Here is a 14150-nt window from a genome sequence, read left to right on the forward strand (position 1 = left end):
CTTTTTGACAGGGCTTGCAAGAAGAATGAACGCTGAAAACGACCTCACCGCATTAAATGCAAAACTCGATTCCCTGATCGACCTTATCGCACGTGCGGTGCCGGCCCGTCCCGGCCGCCCGGATTTTTCGGTTGCTGACGCTTTCGTCTGGGCGCCTGATCCAGGTGAACTGCTACCGGTTCAAAAGGTCAATCGCGTCGATATCACGTTGCTTTGTGCGGTTTCCCATGTGCGTGATCTTCTTCTCGACAATACGCGCCGGTTTGCGAAGGGATTACCTGCAAACAACGCATTGCTCTGGGGCGCCAGAGGCATGGGCAAATCCTCACTGGTCAAGGCTGCCCATGCAGCGATCGCCGTCGAGAACGCTTCCGCCGGCTTGAAACTCATTGAAATTCATCGAGAAGACATCGAGTCGCTGCCCAAACTCATGAACCTCATCCGGGACGTTTCCTGCAGGTTCATCGTCTTTTGCGACGACCTGAGTTTCGACAATGACGACACCTCGTACAAGTCGCTCAAAGCCGTTCTTGAGGGCGGGATCGAGGGTCGGCCTGATAACGTCATTTTCTATGCCACTTCGAACCGCCGTCACCTTCTGCCAAGGGACATGATCGAGAACGAACGCTCGACTGCAATAAACCCCGCAGAAGCCGTTGAAGAAAAGGTTTCGCTGTCGGACCGGTTCGGGCTTTGGCTCGGATTTCACAAGTGCAGCCAGGACGACTACCTGGATATGGTGCGCGGGTATGCCGCACACTTTGACCTGAAGATCGAAGCAGACGAATTGCGGGCAAAAGCGCTGGAATGGGCGACGACGCGCGGCAGCCGGTCGGGCCGTGTCGCCTTTCAGTTCATTCAGGATCTGGCCGGCAGGCTCGGCAAGACGATTTCCTGAAATGACAAAGCCCGGCGCAAGGGCCGGGCTGATTGACAAGATTCACGGTTTTGGCCACGGACTGCCTTTTCTCATCCGGCGGATCGCAAGGTCCCACCGGATACGAGAATTGTCAGCGTCAGCGTCGCGGCAGGTATTTTAGCGGATCGACGGGCTTGTTGCCCTGGCGCAGTTCGAAATGGAGCTGCGGCTGGTTGACTGACCCAGTCGCGCCCGCCAGCGCAACCACGTCGCCGCGGCGGATCGTATCTCCCCGCTTGACCTTCAACTCGCTGTTATGTGCATAGGCGGAGACCCAGCCGTCATTGTGACGAACGAGGATCAGATTACCGTAACCCTTCAGTTCGTTACCTGAATAGATCACAGAGCCGTCGTCAGCAGCATGAACAGGTGTTCCCTCAGGAACAGCAAGATTCACACCCTCGTTCTTGCCACCACCCGGCTTCGCGCCGAAGTCGGAGATGATACGGCCACGAACAGGCCACCGGAACTTGGCATCCGCGCTATCGTCTTCCTGAACCTTGGCAACGACAGTTGGCGTCTTGATCGGTTCTGTGGGCCGGGCTTCCTGCGTGAGAGCGGGCTGTGGCAGCTTGGTTTTCTTTACCGTTCCCGACGGTGCCGCAGCAACGGGCTGCGAGCCCGCGGACGAAGTCTCTGGCTGACGGCGCGGTGTCGGCACGCTCGAGGAAGACGATCCAGACGAAATGGAAGCCGTCGTCAGAGTTTGATCGAATCCACCGGGCTTGCGCCTCGGCAAGGTGCTGACGCGGACAACGTCGACCTTGCCTTGGCTGATATCAGCAAATGTCGGCTGCTGACCGTTCTTCTGATCAGGCCTCGGCATCGTCCCGACAGACGTCGGCACGGAGCCAGTGACAACATTATCGCTTCGTCCAGCTGACGGCAGTTTGACCTTGCCGCTTTCGCCTTCAGTCGTGCTCGTTGAACCGTTTCGTTCAGCGTAAACGTAAGTCGGGATGATGACGCTCTGACCCGGCTGTACCTTTGCCGGGTCGTCGATGCCATTGACAGCAACAATAGCCTGGATCGGAACACCATACCGGCGTGCCATGGAATTGATGGAATCACCCTGACGCATTTGCACCCGGGTTCCGCCGGCAGATGTCCACCCTTTCCAGCTCCTCACATTCCCGGCCGATGCCACCGCTTCCGGTGCGGGCTGTGTCGCAACTGGCGCTGTGCGGACAGGTGCAGGACGCTGAGCAGTCGTCACCGGCGCCGGCAACGGCGCAGACTGGACAGATGGTGCTCTGTTCGGGATGGACCCCGTCGTCACCGGCTGGGATGAACTCTGTGGAAGCCCTGCGGCGGTCCCTCCAGGCCCATTCACGATATCCTGGTATGTCGGCTGCTTCTGGCCGCCGTTGAGAATATCCCGCTGATTCTGGGTATTGCCCGTATAATAGGGTGGTTCACCAAATCGCTCGACCGCGCTGGAACATCCCGCGAGAGCAACAGCAACCAGCGACACTGTCGCTACCTTGCCCATCAGATCCCTGCGGAGGGTACGCTTCCGCTTCATCATCGCCTTAACTCTAACCGCTGACTGTGGCTGTTATGGTTAAGAGTAGACGGCAGTAAGGTTTATAAAGGCTAAAGACGGTTGACGCTTTCGCTGAAAAACAACGATTTCTCAGTATTGAAGCAAACCAGAAAGCCAGCAATCGCGCCGATTATAGTAAATTTGAACAGGCAAGTGGTCGAGCAAGCTCAACGAATGCATGGGGCCAAGAATCGGCATGAAACACCGTTCTAGAGCTTCTTGGCGATTCCCGGCTGCAACATGACCGTCCGCACCATCATCAGCGTTTCCGCAGTCACAACACTCTCGGTTTTCTGGAACTTGATCAACGGCTGGGCCTTTTTTGCCTGACCGACCGGCGCGATCAGGATGCCTCCCGGTTTCAACTGTTGCAGCCAAGGATCTGGCACTTCTTCCACTGCCGCGTTGACGACAATCCTGTCGTAGGGGCCTTTCTGGCGAAACTCGCTCAAGCCGTCGGCCTGCCGGGCTTTCACGTTCGTGAGTTTGAGCGCCTCAAAACGTCGTGTTGCCAGATCCGTCAAGGTGGCGAACCTGTCGAGCGTTTCCACCTGGGCGGCCAGATGGGACATAACGGCTGCCTGATAGCCGGAACCGGTCCCTATCTCCAGAACCACGTGACTGGAGTCGATTGCTAGCGCCTGTACCGTAAAGGCAACGATTGAAGGTGCTGAAACGATCTGCCCGCATTCGATCGGCAGCATTGCGTCTTCATAGGCAAGACTGTGATGGCGTGCGGACAGGAAAAGGCGCCGGGGGACGCGTTCAATTGCAGCCAGTACGTCCCTCGCCCCGACACCGCGCTGTCGCAGTGCCAGAACCAATGCAGCGCGGGCTTCCGCTTCATCCGGCAAAGCGGACGCCATCGTCCTGTTTTCCTTGCCGGGCAATTGACCGGCCATGAACCGTTCCCCCTCAGGGTTTACCCCAAAGCCTCCGCCAAGTGTGTCACCAGGTCGTGGGCTGTCAGATCTATGCGTAGCGGCGAAACGGAAACATATCCATCCGCAATTGCCTGCAGATCGGAATTATCAAGTACGGATTTGCCGCGATCCTGAAAACGCAGCCAGTAATAGGGATAACCACGCCCGTCCGAACGCTCGTCGATGGACAGTCCGCTTTGTTCATGGTGCCCCTGTACGGTAACCTTGATCCCCTTCACGTCCTTGGCGTCACAGGCCGGAAAGTTGACATTCAACAACGTATATTGCGGAAGTTCGAAATCGATCAGCCTGCGGAAGAGCGCTGGTGCGTGGGCTTCAGCGGTCGAATAGTCCGGCTCGGCACGCACATCCCAGTTGTAAGCCTGGGAAACGGCGATCGACCTGATCCCGAGGATGGCTCCTTCCATCGCTCCGGCAACGGTTCCGGAATAGGTCACGTCTTCAGCGAGGTTCTGGCCCCTGTTAATTCCCGACAGCACAAGATCCGGCAAACCGGGAAGCACCTTGCGCACGCCCATGATCACGCAATCGGTTGGTGTCCCTTTCAAGGCGTAGTGCCGGTCATCGAGCTTACGAAGGCGCAGCGGGTCGCTCAGTGTCAGGGAATGGGCAACACCACTCTGGTCGGTTTCAGGAGCGATTACCCAGACATCGTCGGAAAGTGTCCTGGCAATGTTTTCCAGAACCGTCAGCCCGGGAGACTGAATTCCGTCGTCATTGGTGATGAGGATACGCATCTCGATCTTTGCTCCGTTTTCCCACGAGCTCTTCTGACATCAGGTCCGAAGAGGCCCAAATGAAGATGGACGGCAAACTTGCGCGGTTGCCGTCCATTGCAATCAAAATTCCGGCGGTATGCTGCGACTGAACGCCGGCGCTCACGATCCAGGCAATGCCGATCAGGCCGCCCTTCCCGCCGGTCCCGCTCAGCCGATCTTTTCCAGACCACCCATGTAAGGTCGCAGAACGTCGGGAACGGTGATCGTGCCATCGCCATTTTGATAGTTTTCCAAAACGGCAATCAATGCCCGCCCAACTGCGATACCCGATCCGTTGAGGGTGTGCACGTGGAGCGGTTGTTTTGAGTCAGTGGGCCGGAACCTTGCATTCATGCGGCGCGCCTGAAAGTCGCCGCAAACGGAACAGGACGAAATCTCGCGGTAGGTATCCTGTCCGGGCAACCAGACCTCGATGTCGTAGGTCTTGCGTGCACCAAAGCCCATGTCGCCGCTGCACAAGGTCATCACCCGGTAATGCAGGCCGAGTTTCTGCAGAACTTTCTCCGCGCAGCCCAACATGCGTTCCAACTCGTCGAGCGAGTCTTCCGGCTTGGTAACGGAAACGAGTTCGCATTTCTGGAACTGATGCTGGCGCAGCATACCACGCGTATCACGCCCGGCAGACCCGGCCTCGGACCGGAAACAATAGGTGAGCGCAGTCACACGAAGCGGCAGTTGATCTTCCGGGAGGATCTCACCGGCAACCAGATTGGTCAGCGGTATTTCAGCCGTCGGGATCAGGTAGTGATCCGTAGTGGTCTTGAAGAGATCTTCCTCGAATTTCGGCAGCTGCCCGGTCCCGTAGAGCGGATCGCTATGAACCAGAAGCGGCGGCGAAACCTCTGTATAGCCGTTTTCCTGGGTGTGCAGGTCAATCATGAACTGGCCAAGAGCACGTTCCAGCCGGGCAATCTGACCCTTGAGGATCACGAAGCGCGAACCGGACAGCTTGGCCGCAGCGGCAAAGTCCATGCCGCCGAGGTCTTCGCCCAGCTCATAGTGTTCTTTCGGAGCTTCATTGAACGTGAAGACCGGTTTTTCACCGTGCGTCTTCAGAAGCACGTTGCCGGCTTCATCCTCGCCCACCGGAACATCGTCATGCGGCAGATTGGGGATCACGGCCATGGCCGCTTCCAGATCGGCAATGAGCTTACGCTCTTCTTCTTCACCCGACTGAATGAAAGCCTTGATCTGTGCGACTTCGTCAATCAGCTCCTGCGCACGCGCGTCATCGCCCGAGCTCTTGGCCTTGCCGATTTCCTTGGAGGCGGCGTTGCGCCGTTCCTGGGCTTCCTGAAGTTTGGTGATATGGGAGCGGCGGGAATCGTCCAGTGCGATCAGCTTGGCTGCGGAAGCTTCATAACCCCGTTTAGCCAAAGCCTGGTCAAAGGCGACTGCGTTTTCCCGTATCCATCTAATATCAAACATCTTCGCTTCCCGAACGACGGTCGTTTCAATCTAATCCGTCTGTCAATCCGGGAAACGCAGCGTTCAAAGCATCAAGCGGCCGCATCCTCGGCTTCGCGTTGAGCCTCCCTTTCGGCACGCTGGCGTTCCACCAGTTTGACGGACAGAATGGAGACTTCGTAGAGAAGCAGCGTAGGCAGCGCAAGACCGATCTGCGAGATCGGGTCGGGTGGTGTCAAAATTGCAGCAGCAGCAAAGGCACCAACAATCGCATATTTGCGTTTCTGGCGAAGCGTATCGGAGCTCACCAGGCCTGCCCTGCCGAGCAAGGTCAGCACCACCGGCAACTGGAACACCAGGCCGAAGGCGAAGATCAGGATCATGATCAGGCCCAGGTATTCACTCACCTTGGCAAGATGCTGAATGGCAACCTTACCGGTGGCCGCAGCCTGTTCCTGAGACAGGAAGAAGCCCATGGCCATGGGCATGACCAGGAAATAGACGAGACAGGCACCGATCAGGAACAGAACAGGCGTTGCGACCAGAAACGGCAGGAACGCGCCACGCTCGTGCTTGTAGAGCCCGGGTGCCACGAACATGTAGATCTGGCTGGCCACGACAGGAAAAGCCAGAAAGAGGGCTCCGAAAAGCGCGAGCTTCAACTGGGTGAAAAACCATTCCTGCGGCGCGGTGAAGATCATCTCCACCGGGTGGCCCTCTCCTGCAGCACGCAGGTAAGGCACAGTCAGGATGTTGTAGATATCCGTGGCGAAATAGAAGCAAATAACGAACATCACGAGGATCGCACCGATCGACCACATAAGTCGTTGACGCAGTTCGATCAGATGTTCGATCAGTGGCGCCTTCGAGGCGTCGATTTCGTCCTGGCTCATGCCTTTACATCTTCCGTCACCGGCGCGGTTTTCGGCTTTGCCTCGGTTTCAGCCTGGGCTGTTTCCGTAGGAGAAACCTTGTCCGCATTTGCGCTGTCTGCCGGCGGCGACGCCGGTTCGCTGGCTGCCACTTTTGGCTTGTCGGCTTTCTTGGTCGCGTCTTCTTCGATGGATTTTTTCAAATCACCCAACGGATTGAAGTTGGCGGCCGATTCGACCTGCTTCTTCATGTCAGCGATATCGGCCTGTTGTTCGGCCTCACGCAGCGCGTCGTTGAAGGTCGACTGGAACTCACGCGAAAGCTTTCGCATCTTCCCAATCGTCTGGCCAAGTGTGCGCAGCATGCGCGGCAAATCCTTTGGCCCCACGACGATGATCGCCACACAGGCGATCACCAATAGTTCGGTCCACCCGATATCGAACATGAGATGTATCGTCCCTTAAGGAGACGCGATGCAGATTGAGATCAGCTCGCTTTGGTCTGATCTTCGGCGTTCACGGACGATGCCGTTTCGCTGCTCTTGTGGTCGATGGTCTTCGGAGAGTCGGCTACGTCGTCTTCGGCCATGCCCTTCTTGAAGCTTTTGATTCCCTTTGCAACATCACCCATGAGATCGGAAATCTTGCCACGTCCGAACAGCAGAACAACGACCACTGCGATGATCAAGATCTGCCAAATACTAATGCCCATACGCCAAACTCCTGATAATCGGCTTTAAAAGCCCTTAGGCCCTTCTTACAAAAACGGCCCACTCCCTGCAACATGCCAGTCTATTTGATTTCGATCACTTAGACGGAATGATAAGTTGTCCTCCCCTTAGACTTGGGAAGGTGAACGCGGAAAAACAAGCACGTCTTTCGGATCAGTCGTGACGGCGACGTCCATTCCACGCTCCCAGGGACTGCCCGCACGAACCCTTGCCTGAAGGGGATGATTGAGCCCGTCTATTGCAATAGACAACAAATCGACCTCGCCGACGAATCGTTTCGAACGAATTCTGCCGGGAACACCGCACAATCCCGCATTGTTCAAAACAACGCCTTGTGGCCGAACGCAAACATCAACCTTCTGCCCCGGCGACAAACCCTCCGATGACAAGACGCCGACCGGCGTTTCGACACCTGCCGGGGTCACAACACCTTCCAACTGGTTCAGTTCAGAAAAGAACCTGGCGGCAAACAGGTCGACGGGCGCCTTGTATAGGTCTGCGGCCGTGCCGTGCTGAACCAGGCGGCCCTGGCGCATCAGTGCGATCTTGTCGCCCATGCGCATGGCTTCTTCCGGATCGTGGGTCACAATGATGCAGGTGGCGCGCGTTTCGCGAATAACCGCGAGCGTTTCATCGCGCACATTGTCACGAAGACGTTTGTCGAGCCCCGAGAATGGTTCGTCCATAAGGAGAATGCCGGGCCTGGGAACCAGTGCACGGGCCAACGCGACACGCTGCTGTTCACCACCGGAAAGTGCGTGAGGATAGTCGGCTGCATAGTCCGCCAGACCGACGCGGCCGAGAGCACTCAGGGCGGCGGTCTGGGCTTCCCGCCTTGGCATGTTGGTCAGGCCGAACATTACATTCGCCAGAATGCTCATATGCGGGAAAAGCGCGTAATCCTGGAACATCAGGCCGACACCGCGCTTTTCGGGAGGCTGAAACAGTTCATCGCCGGCAATTTCCCGGCCGTTGATCAGCACTCTGCCCTTGCTCTGACGCTCAACGCCTGCGGCAATACGCATCAATGTGGTCTTGCCGCAGCCGGAATGACCAAGCAGACAAAGGATCTCGCCTGGTGCGATGGACAGGCTCAGGTCCTGAACCGATGTCACGCCATCATAATCGTGAGACACATTCTCAAAGACGAGACCTGCGGCGATGGTTGCACCGGCTGTTCCGGGCGCACCCCAGCTCAGCGTATGGCCATTGCCATTGTTTGAAGTCGGCTTTTTGCGATCGGGCATCAGGATCCGGCGGTCTCGTCCGCGTCATCATCGTCAAACAGAGACCCGTCTTCTAGTGGATCCTCATCTTCCGTCAATGCGATATCGTCATTGGGTGTCGGCACAAGGAACGAGGCCGGCACGGCGCTGTCCAGAAGCCCAGCTCCCTTCAGCTCCTCAAGTCCCGGCAAGTCTCGGACATTCTCCAGACCGAAGTGGATCAGGAAATGATCGGTGGTTCCGTAGGTGACCGGACGGCCGGGAGTTCTGCGGCGTCCACGCATTCGTATCCATGTCGTTTCAAGCAGAACATCAAGTGTTCCCTTGGACGTGGAAACGCCTCGAATTTCCTCAATCTCGGCGCGCGTGACCGGCTGATGATAGGCGATGATCGCAAGCGTCTCGAGTGCTGCGCGCGACAATTTGCGCTGCTCTTCGACGTTCCGGTGCATCAGGTAGGCGAGATCCTCAGCCGTTCGGAAGCACCATTTCCCCGCGACCCTCACCAGATTGACGCCTCTCGAGGCATAGGTGTTCTGCAACTCCTCGAGAAGGGCCAGCACATCCGTGCCTTCTGGCAGACGTAGTGTCAGCTCTTCAAGCGACAGCGGTTCGGACGAGGCGAACAGCAACGCTTCGACCATGCGAAGGCCAGCCGGATCCAGAGGCTTAGATGGAGCGGTTTCCTCGTCGTTTTCCAACTGCAGAAGATCGAAATCAGACGCCATGATCCGGCTCCTTCATGACGGCTCGGATATAAACCGGCGAAAAAGGTTCGCCCTGCCGGATTTCGACCTGACCTTCGCGCACCATCTCGAGACTGGCGCTGAAGGTGCTTGCGACAATCGTCGCCCAATCCTTGTTGTCGTAGAGATAATCGCGCAGGTAGGCATTCATTGGGGCCCATTCACCGACACGGCCAACCAGTTTGGTGAGCAGTTCGCGCGCTTCCTGCAGCGACCATACCGTTCTGCGCAATACACGGACGGAGGTTACGGATTGCCTTTGGCGCTGCGTGGCATACGCAGACAGCAGATCGTAGATGGAAGCGTCCCAGATACTCTTGTGTTGCACAGACATGGTTTCAGGTTCACCACGATGGAACACGTCACGACCCTGTCTGTTCCGGGTCAGGAGTTTTTCGGAAACCTCCCGCATAGCCTCCAGACGCCGCAAACGGAAAGCGAGAGCCGCGGCAAGTTCCTCACCTGTCGGTTCGTCCTCATTCTTCTGCTCAGGCAGCAACAGTTTGGACTTCAGGAAGGCGAGCCATGCAGCCATGACCAAATAGTCCGCGGCCAGCTCCAGCCTCATCCTGCGGGCTTCGGCCACGAATTCCAGGTATTGTTCGACGAGTTCGAGAATGGAAATACGCGCAAGATCTACCTTTTGCGTTCGCGCCAGGCCTAACAGGAGATCGAGCGGGCCTTCGAAACCTTCCACATCGACAACAAGTTGCGGATCGGAACTCGCACGCTCCTCGGGAGTGCTGACAGAACTGAGAAGATCGTAAGAACCATCCTGCTGTCTCTTCGAGCTGTTTTCCATTTCCGCCATTGCCGCTCCGGTCAAACGCCCTGCCAGCCGGTCAAGGAGTGAAACTCATCAAAGGCCGCAAGCCTGTCAAATTCCGGATCGGGAACCTGGAATCCGCTCAAGGCCGTCTCGCAACGCCGCCTGGCTTCACCCGAAAGCTCGGGCACCACCTTCGCGACTGCAATCATTTCATCCATATCACCATTGCAGTGCAAAACGATGTCGCACCCTGCCTCGATGATCTTGCCGGACCGATCCTCAAAACTGCCTCCGAGCGCCTTCATGGAAATGTCGTCGCTCATCAGACAGCCGTCGAAGCCGATTTCACCCCTGATGATTTCCTGAATGACTTTCGCGCTCTGCGTCCCAGCTGTATTCGGATCGATCCCCTCGTACACAATATGGGCTGTCATCCCCAATGACACGTGAGAAAGGGCCTTGAAGGGCCGGAAATCCACGCTTTCCAAAGAAGAAATGGCCGCATTGACACGCGGCAGCTCCAAATGACTGTCGACACGTGCGCGTCCGTGGCCCGGAATATGTTTGATCACGGGCAACACGCCACCCGCCAAAGCACCTTCCGCCATCGCCTTGCCGAGTATCGCAACGACTTCCGGATCCTGTGAAATCGCCCTGTCTCCGATAGCATCGACAGTTTCGGGGAACCTGACATCCAGACAAGGCAGGCAATCGACCGTTATGCCAACCTGGTAGAGATCATCTGCAATCAGCCGCCCGGCAAGCCAGGCAACTCTTTGTCCTGCTGCAGCGTCCCGGTCGTACAGATCACCGTATGCCTTCGGTGCCGGATACTTTGGCCAATGAGGTGGCTTCAACCGTTGCACCCGGCCACCTTCCTGATCCACCAGAACGGGTGCATCGCTCCGGCCTACAGCTTCCCGAAAAGCCGACGTGAGTATCCTGACCTGTTCCGGCGTTTCGATGTTGCGCGCGAACAGGATCAGTCCCCAAGGGTCTTCCTGCTGGAAAAAGTCGATTTCGGAACTTGTCAGGGTCGGTCCGGCACACCCGGATACAAAGGCTTTGGTCATTGATCCGGCTTAGCCGCAGCGCCGGGAGCCGTCAAGAAATGCAAGTGCTGCCTCTTGCACCCTTGTCACTATCTTGCAATCTAGACGACCTTCGTCCCAGATCTGATTGGAGCCCCCATGCGCGCGCGTCTCGACATTCCTGCCGGTACCCTGCACCGTTTTTCCCATAGATCTGAAATCCTTGGACGAAACCGGCTGGGAGATACGGCAACGCGCGAGATCCACGTCTATACCCCGCATGGTCATGATGGCAGCGGCTTGCCGCTTCTGGTGGATATCGTCGGATTTACTGCCGGCGGCCCGGCTCACACAAACTGGAAGAATTTCGGTGAGAACGTACCGGAGCGGCTCGACCGGCTCATCCATGACGGTGCCATGCCACCTGTTGCAGTCGCTTTTCCCGACTGTTTCACGCGTCTTGGCGGGAACCAGTACATCGACAGCGACACAATGGGGCCCTGGGCAACCTGGCTGACAACCGAAATGCTGGAAGATGTTGAAAATCGCTTCAAGTGCGGCGGCACCGGCAAGCGCGGTATCTTCGGAAAATCCTCAGGCGGCTACGGCGCGATCATTCACGCGATGAAACACTCAGACGTCTGGTCTGCCGCCGCCTGCCATTCCGGTGACATGGCGTTTGAACTTTGTTACCTGCCCGAAATGCCAAGCGCATTGAGGGCAATTGCAAAAGCGGGCTCAATCGAAGCCTTCGTCCGGGATTTTGAAAAGGGTCCGAAATATCCGGGCAACTCACTTCATGACCTGATGACCTTTGCCATGGCTGCAACCTACGATCCGGATCCCGATCCGGAGGTCTTTTGCGGCATCCGGTTGCCTGTCGATCTGGAAACATGCGAACTCATTGAAGAACGCTGGAATGCCTGGCTGAAGTGGGACCCTGTGCACATCGTAGGTGATCACATCGATGCTCTGAAATCCTTGAAGGGACTTTGGATCGAATGCGGTGATGTCGATCAATACAACCTGGTCTATGGTGTGCGCCGCCTGCACAGGAAACTGAGCGAAGCCAGCGTTGACCACGTCTATCAGGAATTCAGCGACAATCATTCCTCAGTGGATTACCGGCTGGATGAAAGCCTGCCGTTTCTGGCAGAAAAGCTCAGTCATTGACCTTTGGCGCAAGGCATCTCAGGAAGCCTGGCGGAACTTTCTGAAAGGGTTCGGCAGTGTCAGAATAGCTCCTCCCGCCACAATCAGAACGGCCCCAAAGACAGCAACGCGAGTGGGAATTTCTCCCCAGACTGCAAAACCGAAAACAGCCGACATCACGACTGTGCCGTAGTACACGGGGGCAAGTGTTGCCGCCCCTGCTCTTCTGTAGGCGGAAATATTCATAGACTGGCCGACAATTGCCAGTGGACCCATCCAGGCAAAAATCAGCAGATCGCTCCAGGAAACTCCCTCTTTGACGATCAGCCAAAGGACCGGCCCACTCAACAGCACCGCGGCAAAGACATTGACATATGCCAGGATGGTGACGGTGTCCTCGCGCTGGGCAATATAGCGCATGATCAGGGCTTCACAGGCCATGAACACGGCGCCCATGAGCGCTGACATGACGCCAGCCAACGCAAGCTCGTCATAACCCGCGGCACTTTCCGCAGACCGGACCACGAGATACGCACCTGCAGCGCACAACACACCTGCGACCCAATGACGACCGGTGATCACCTCCTTGAGGACAAGACCAGCCAAGATGATGGCGATGATACCTTTTGTGAGGCCTATTGCGGTTGCATCCGCCAAGGGCAGAACGCTGGCGGCGTAGATGGAGCAGGCAAGTCCACCAACACCACAAAATGCTCGCATGAGGTGCAGTTTCCAGAGCGGGCTGACACGTGTGAACACCGGAACGCGCTTGACGGCCGCAACACTCACGATCGTTGCAGCTCCCCCAATGAACCGAAGCCATACCAGCACAGCAACCGGCAACAAACCTCCGGACAGTTTGCCAGCGGCAAATATCGGTGTGAAAGCAGCCATGCCGGCAAGTGCAAGCAACAGGGCGAGCAACGTGTTATCCGGGCGGTGATAGACGGAGTTCTCTGACATTCAACGGTTCCAGGTAATTTCAAGAGAGTCTTATCACTGGTCCGGCAGCCAAATCAGTCGTGAAAACCCCATAACGGGTATGCGTATACGCATCACATTGCTCCTCGCCTTGTATATTGGTATAACCCGCCCATGAACTGGGATGATCTGAAACTGGTTGATGCGGCTGCCCGCATGCGCTCTCTCTCCGGGGCGGCAAAGGCACTGGACATCAGCCAACCGCAACTGAGCCGCCGCCTGAAGAGCTTTGAAGACCGGATAGGCGCAAGACTGTTCGACCGCACGCCGACAGGACTGAAACCGACGGATGCCGGGCTGCGGCTGATCCCACTGGCAGATGACATGCGCAAGAAGGCGGAGGCGGCCGCACGGATCCTGCCCGATCTGTCCGGTTCGGCACTGAAGGTTGTTCGTGTCGCCGTGGACGAAGTCCGTGCGCGGGTTCTGACTGACCGGTTTGAATTGCTGACGGGCCTGCTCGACGGTGTTGAGCTTGAACTGATATCAAGCCACCAGCATGTCAATCACCAGTCACGCAGTATTGAGCTGCAGATCCGCAATTGCCTTCCGGAAACCGACACCTTGATTGCACGGAAAATCGGTGAATTGGCCTACGCGGTTTACGGTTCGGCCGATTACGTCGCAAAACACCCTGCTGCCAGAACACCGGACCGTTACAAACTCTGTACATGGCTTGGCTTTGCTCCAGACGACCTCTGGTATCCCTCGCAGATGCGCTGGCTGGAAACCCGGCTGGCTCAGATGCCGAAGCTGCGTTCCAATACCATGACGACTCTCATGAACATGACCGCATCGGGAGCCGGATTGTGTCTCTTGCCGGTTTTCATGGGCGACAGTAACCGCGAGCTCGTCAGATTGACTGAGCCGCTTGCGGAACTCACGAACGTCGAGCACATCATCGTTCACCGGGACTTGCGCCGGGAACCCGCCGTGCGTCAGGCCATGGATGCCATCGCCGAGGTCTTCCGTCACATGGGACCGCAGTTGCGCGGCAGCTTGTTGAACGAGGCCGTCGCAGCAGCAGAATAAAACGGCCGGGAATAC

At 57.0% G+C, this 14150-nt stretch carries 15 protein-coding genes; 3 read left to right on the plus strand and 12 right to left on the minus strand.

All coding sequences use genetic code 11. From position 1 onward, the window contains the following. Nucleotides 1–25 precede the first annotated feature (25 nt). Complete coding sequence (locus Q666_RS57065; protein ID WP_022998715.1) at nt 26–898, plus strand: ATP-binding protein; 873 nt, start codon at nt 26–28, stop codon at nt 896–898. A 118-nt stretch (nt 899–1016) separates the two neighbouring features. Here Q666_RS57065 and Q666_RS0133910 read toward each other — a convergent pair whose 3' ends face one another. From Q666_RS0133910 to nagZ, 11 genes are all read right to left on the minus strand, one after another. After that, entirely contained in the window at nt 1017–2447 is a 1431-nt protein-coding gene (locus tag Q666_RS0133910; RefSeq protein WP_031268538.1) for a peptidoglycan DD-metalloendopeptidase family protein, read from the minus strand. A 227-nt stretch (nt 2448–2674) separates the two neighbouring features. Then, a complete protein-coding gene (locus Q666_RS57070) occupies nt 2675–3367 on the minus strand; it encodes a protein-L-isoaspartate(D-aspartate) O-methyltransferase (RefSeq protein ID WP_022998717.1) in 693 nt (230 codons plus the stop codon). A 20-nt stretch (nt 3368–3387) separates the two neighbouring features. After that, nucleotides 3388–4146, minus strand: a complete 759-nt coding sequence (surE, locus tag Q666_RS57075; protein ID WP_022998718.1) for a 5'/3'-nucleotidase SurE — start codon at nt 4144–4146, stop codon at nt 3388–3390. Nucleotides 4147–4335: 189 nt separating this feature from the next. After that, nucleotides 4336–5616, minus strand: a complete 1281-nt coding sequence (gene serS, locus Q666_RS57080; RefSeq protein ID WP_022998719.1) for a serine--tRNA ligase — start codon at nt 5614–5616, stop codon at nt 4336–4338. A 71-nt stretch (nt 5617–5687) separates the two neighbouring features. Next, complete coding sequence (tatC, locus tag Q666_RS57085) at nt 5688–6488, minus strand: twin-arginine translocase subunit TatC (protein WP_022998720.1); 801 nt, start codon at nt 6486–6488, stop codon at nt 5688–5690. Then, complete coding sequence (gene tatB / locus Q666_RS57090; protein ID WP_022998721.1) at nt 6485–6913, minus strand: Sec-independent protein translocase protein TatB; 429 nt, start codon at nt 6911–6913, stop codon at nt 6485–6487. The genes tatC and tatB overlap by 4 nt, the downstream gene beginning before the upstream one ends. A 41-nt stretch (nt 6914–6954) precedes the next feature. Next, entirely contained in the window at nt 6955–7179 is a 225-nt protein-coding gene (locus Q666_RS57095; RefSeq protein ID WP_022998722.1) for a twin-arginine translocase TatA/TatE family subunit, read from the minus strand. A 126-nt stretch (nt 7180–7305) separates the two neighbouring features. Continuing rightward, a complete protein-coding gene (locus tag Q666_RS57100) occupies nt 7306–8445 on the minus strand; it encodes an ABC transporter ATP-binding protein (RefSeq protein WP_022998723.1) in 1140 nt (379 codons plus the stop codon). Continuing rightward, a complete protein-coding gene (gene scpB / locus Q666_RS57105) occupies nt 8445–9152 on the minus strand; it encodes an SMC-Scp complex subunit ScpB (RefSeq protein WP_022998724.1) in 708 nt (235 codons plus the stop codon). The genes Q666_RS57100 and scpB overlap by 1 nt, the downstream gene beginning before the upstream one ends. Beyond that, complete coding sequence (locus tag Q666_RS57110; RefSeq protein WP_035909502.1) at nt 9142–9972, minus strand: ScpA family protein; 831 nt, start codon at nt 9970–9972, stop codon at nt 9142–9144. Before Q666_RS57110 ends, scpB begins: the two co-directional genes overlap by 11 nt. Nucleotides 9973–9992: 20 nt before the next feature. After that, the gene (nagZ, locus tag Q666_RS57115) at nt 9993–11012 is read right to left on the minus strand and encodes a beta-N-acetylhexosaminidase (RefSeq protein ID WP_022998726.1); all 1020 of its coding nucleotides are present in this window, start codon (nt 11010–11012) and stop codon (nt 9993–9995) included. A 117-nt stretch (nt 11013–11129) separates the two neighbouring features. On the opposite strand from nagZ, the gene Q666_RS57120 reads away from it, so the two are divergent. Next, on the plus strand, nt 11130–12143 hold the full coding sequence (locus tag Q666_RS57120) for an alpha/beta hydrolase-fold protein (protein WP_022998727.1): 1014 nt from the start codon (nt 11130–11132) through the stop codon (nt 12141–12143). Between the two features lie 18 nt (nt 12144–12161). On the opposite strand, the gene Q666_RS57125 is transcribed toward Q666_RS57120, so the two are convergent. Further along, nucleotides 12162–13085: a DMT family transporter gene (locus tag Q666_RS57125; protein ID WP_022998728.1), complete on the minus strand. Its 924-nt coding sequence runs from the start codon at nt 13083–13085 to the stop codon at nt 12162–12164. Nucleotides 13086–13217: 132 nt separating this feature from the next. Between Q666_RS57125 and Q666_RS57130 the strand changes: the two genes are divergently transcribed. Further along, a complete protein-coding gene (locus tag Q666_RS57130; protein ID WP_022998729.1) occupies nt 13218–14135 on the plus strand; it encodes a LysR family transcriptional regulator in 918 nt (305 codons plus the stop codon). Nucleotides 14136–14150 lie beyond the last annotated feature (15 nt).

The sequence above is a fragment of the Labrenzia sp. C1B70 genome (assembly GCF_000475395.1).
Taxonomy (GTDB): Bacteria; Pseudomonadota; Alphaproteobacteria; order Rhizobiales; family Stappiaceae; genus Roseibium; species Roseibium algicola.

Coding starts and splice junctions, on each gene's coding strand:
- Q666_RS57130 (WP_022998729.1), top strand. CDS start 13,218: ATGAACTGGGATGATCTGAAACTGGTTGATGCGGCTGCCCGCATGCGC.
- Q666_RS57125 (WP_022998728.1), bottom strand. CDS start 13,085: ATGTCAGAGAACTCCGTCTATCACCGCCCGGATAACACGTTGCTCGCC.
- Q666_RS57095 (WP_022998722.1), bottom strand. CDS start 7,179: ATGGGCATTAGTATTTGGCAGATCTTGATCATCGCAGTGGTCGTTGTT.
- scpB (WP_022998724.1), bottom strand. CDS start 9,152: ATGGCGTCTGATTTCGATCTTCTGCAGTTGGAAAACGACGAGGAAACC.
- Q666_RS57065 (WP_022998715.1), top strand. CDS start 26: ATGAACGCTGAAAACGACCTCACCGCATTAAATGCAAAACTCGATTCC.
- serS (WP_022998719.1), bottom strand. CDS start 5,616: ATGTTTGATATTAGATGGATACGGGAAAACGCAGTCGCCTTTGACCAG.
- Q666_RS57110 (WP_035909502.1), bottom strand. CDS start 9,972: ATGGAAAACAGCTCGAAGAGACAGCAGGATGGTTCTTACGATCTTCTC.
- Q666_RS57120 (WP_022998727.1), top strand. CDS start 11,130: ATGCGCGCGCGTCTCGACATTCCTGCCGGTACCCTGCACCGTTTTTCC.
- nagZ (WP_022998726.1), bottom strand. CDS start 11,012: ATGACCAAAGCCTTTGTATCCGGGTGTGCCGGACCGACCCTGACAAGT.
- surE (WP_022998718.1), bottom strand. CDS start 4,146: ATGCGTATCCTCATCACCAATGACGACGGAATTCAGTCTCCCGGGCTG.
- tatB (WP_022998721.1), bottom strand. CDS start 6,913: ATGTTCGATATCGGGTGGACCGAACTATTGGTGATCGCCTGTGTGGCG.
- Q666_RS57070 (WP_022998717.1), bottom strand. CDS start 3,367: ATGGCCGGTCAATTGCCCGGCAAGGAAAACAGGACGATGGCGTCCGCT.
- Q666_RS0133910 (WP_031268538.1), bottom strand. CDS start 2,447: ATGATGAAGCGGAAGCGTACCCTCCGCAGGGATCTGATGGGCAAGGTA.
- tatC (WP_022998720.1), bottom strand. CDS start 6,488: ATGAGCCAGGACGAAATCGACGCCTCGAAGGCGCCACTGATCGAACAT.
- Q666_RS57100 (WP_022998723.1), bottom strand. CDS start 8,445: ATGCCCGATCGCAAAAAGCCGACTTCAAACAATGGCAATGGCCATACG.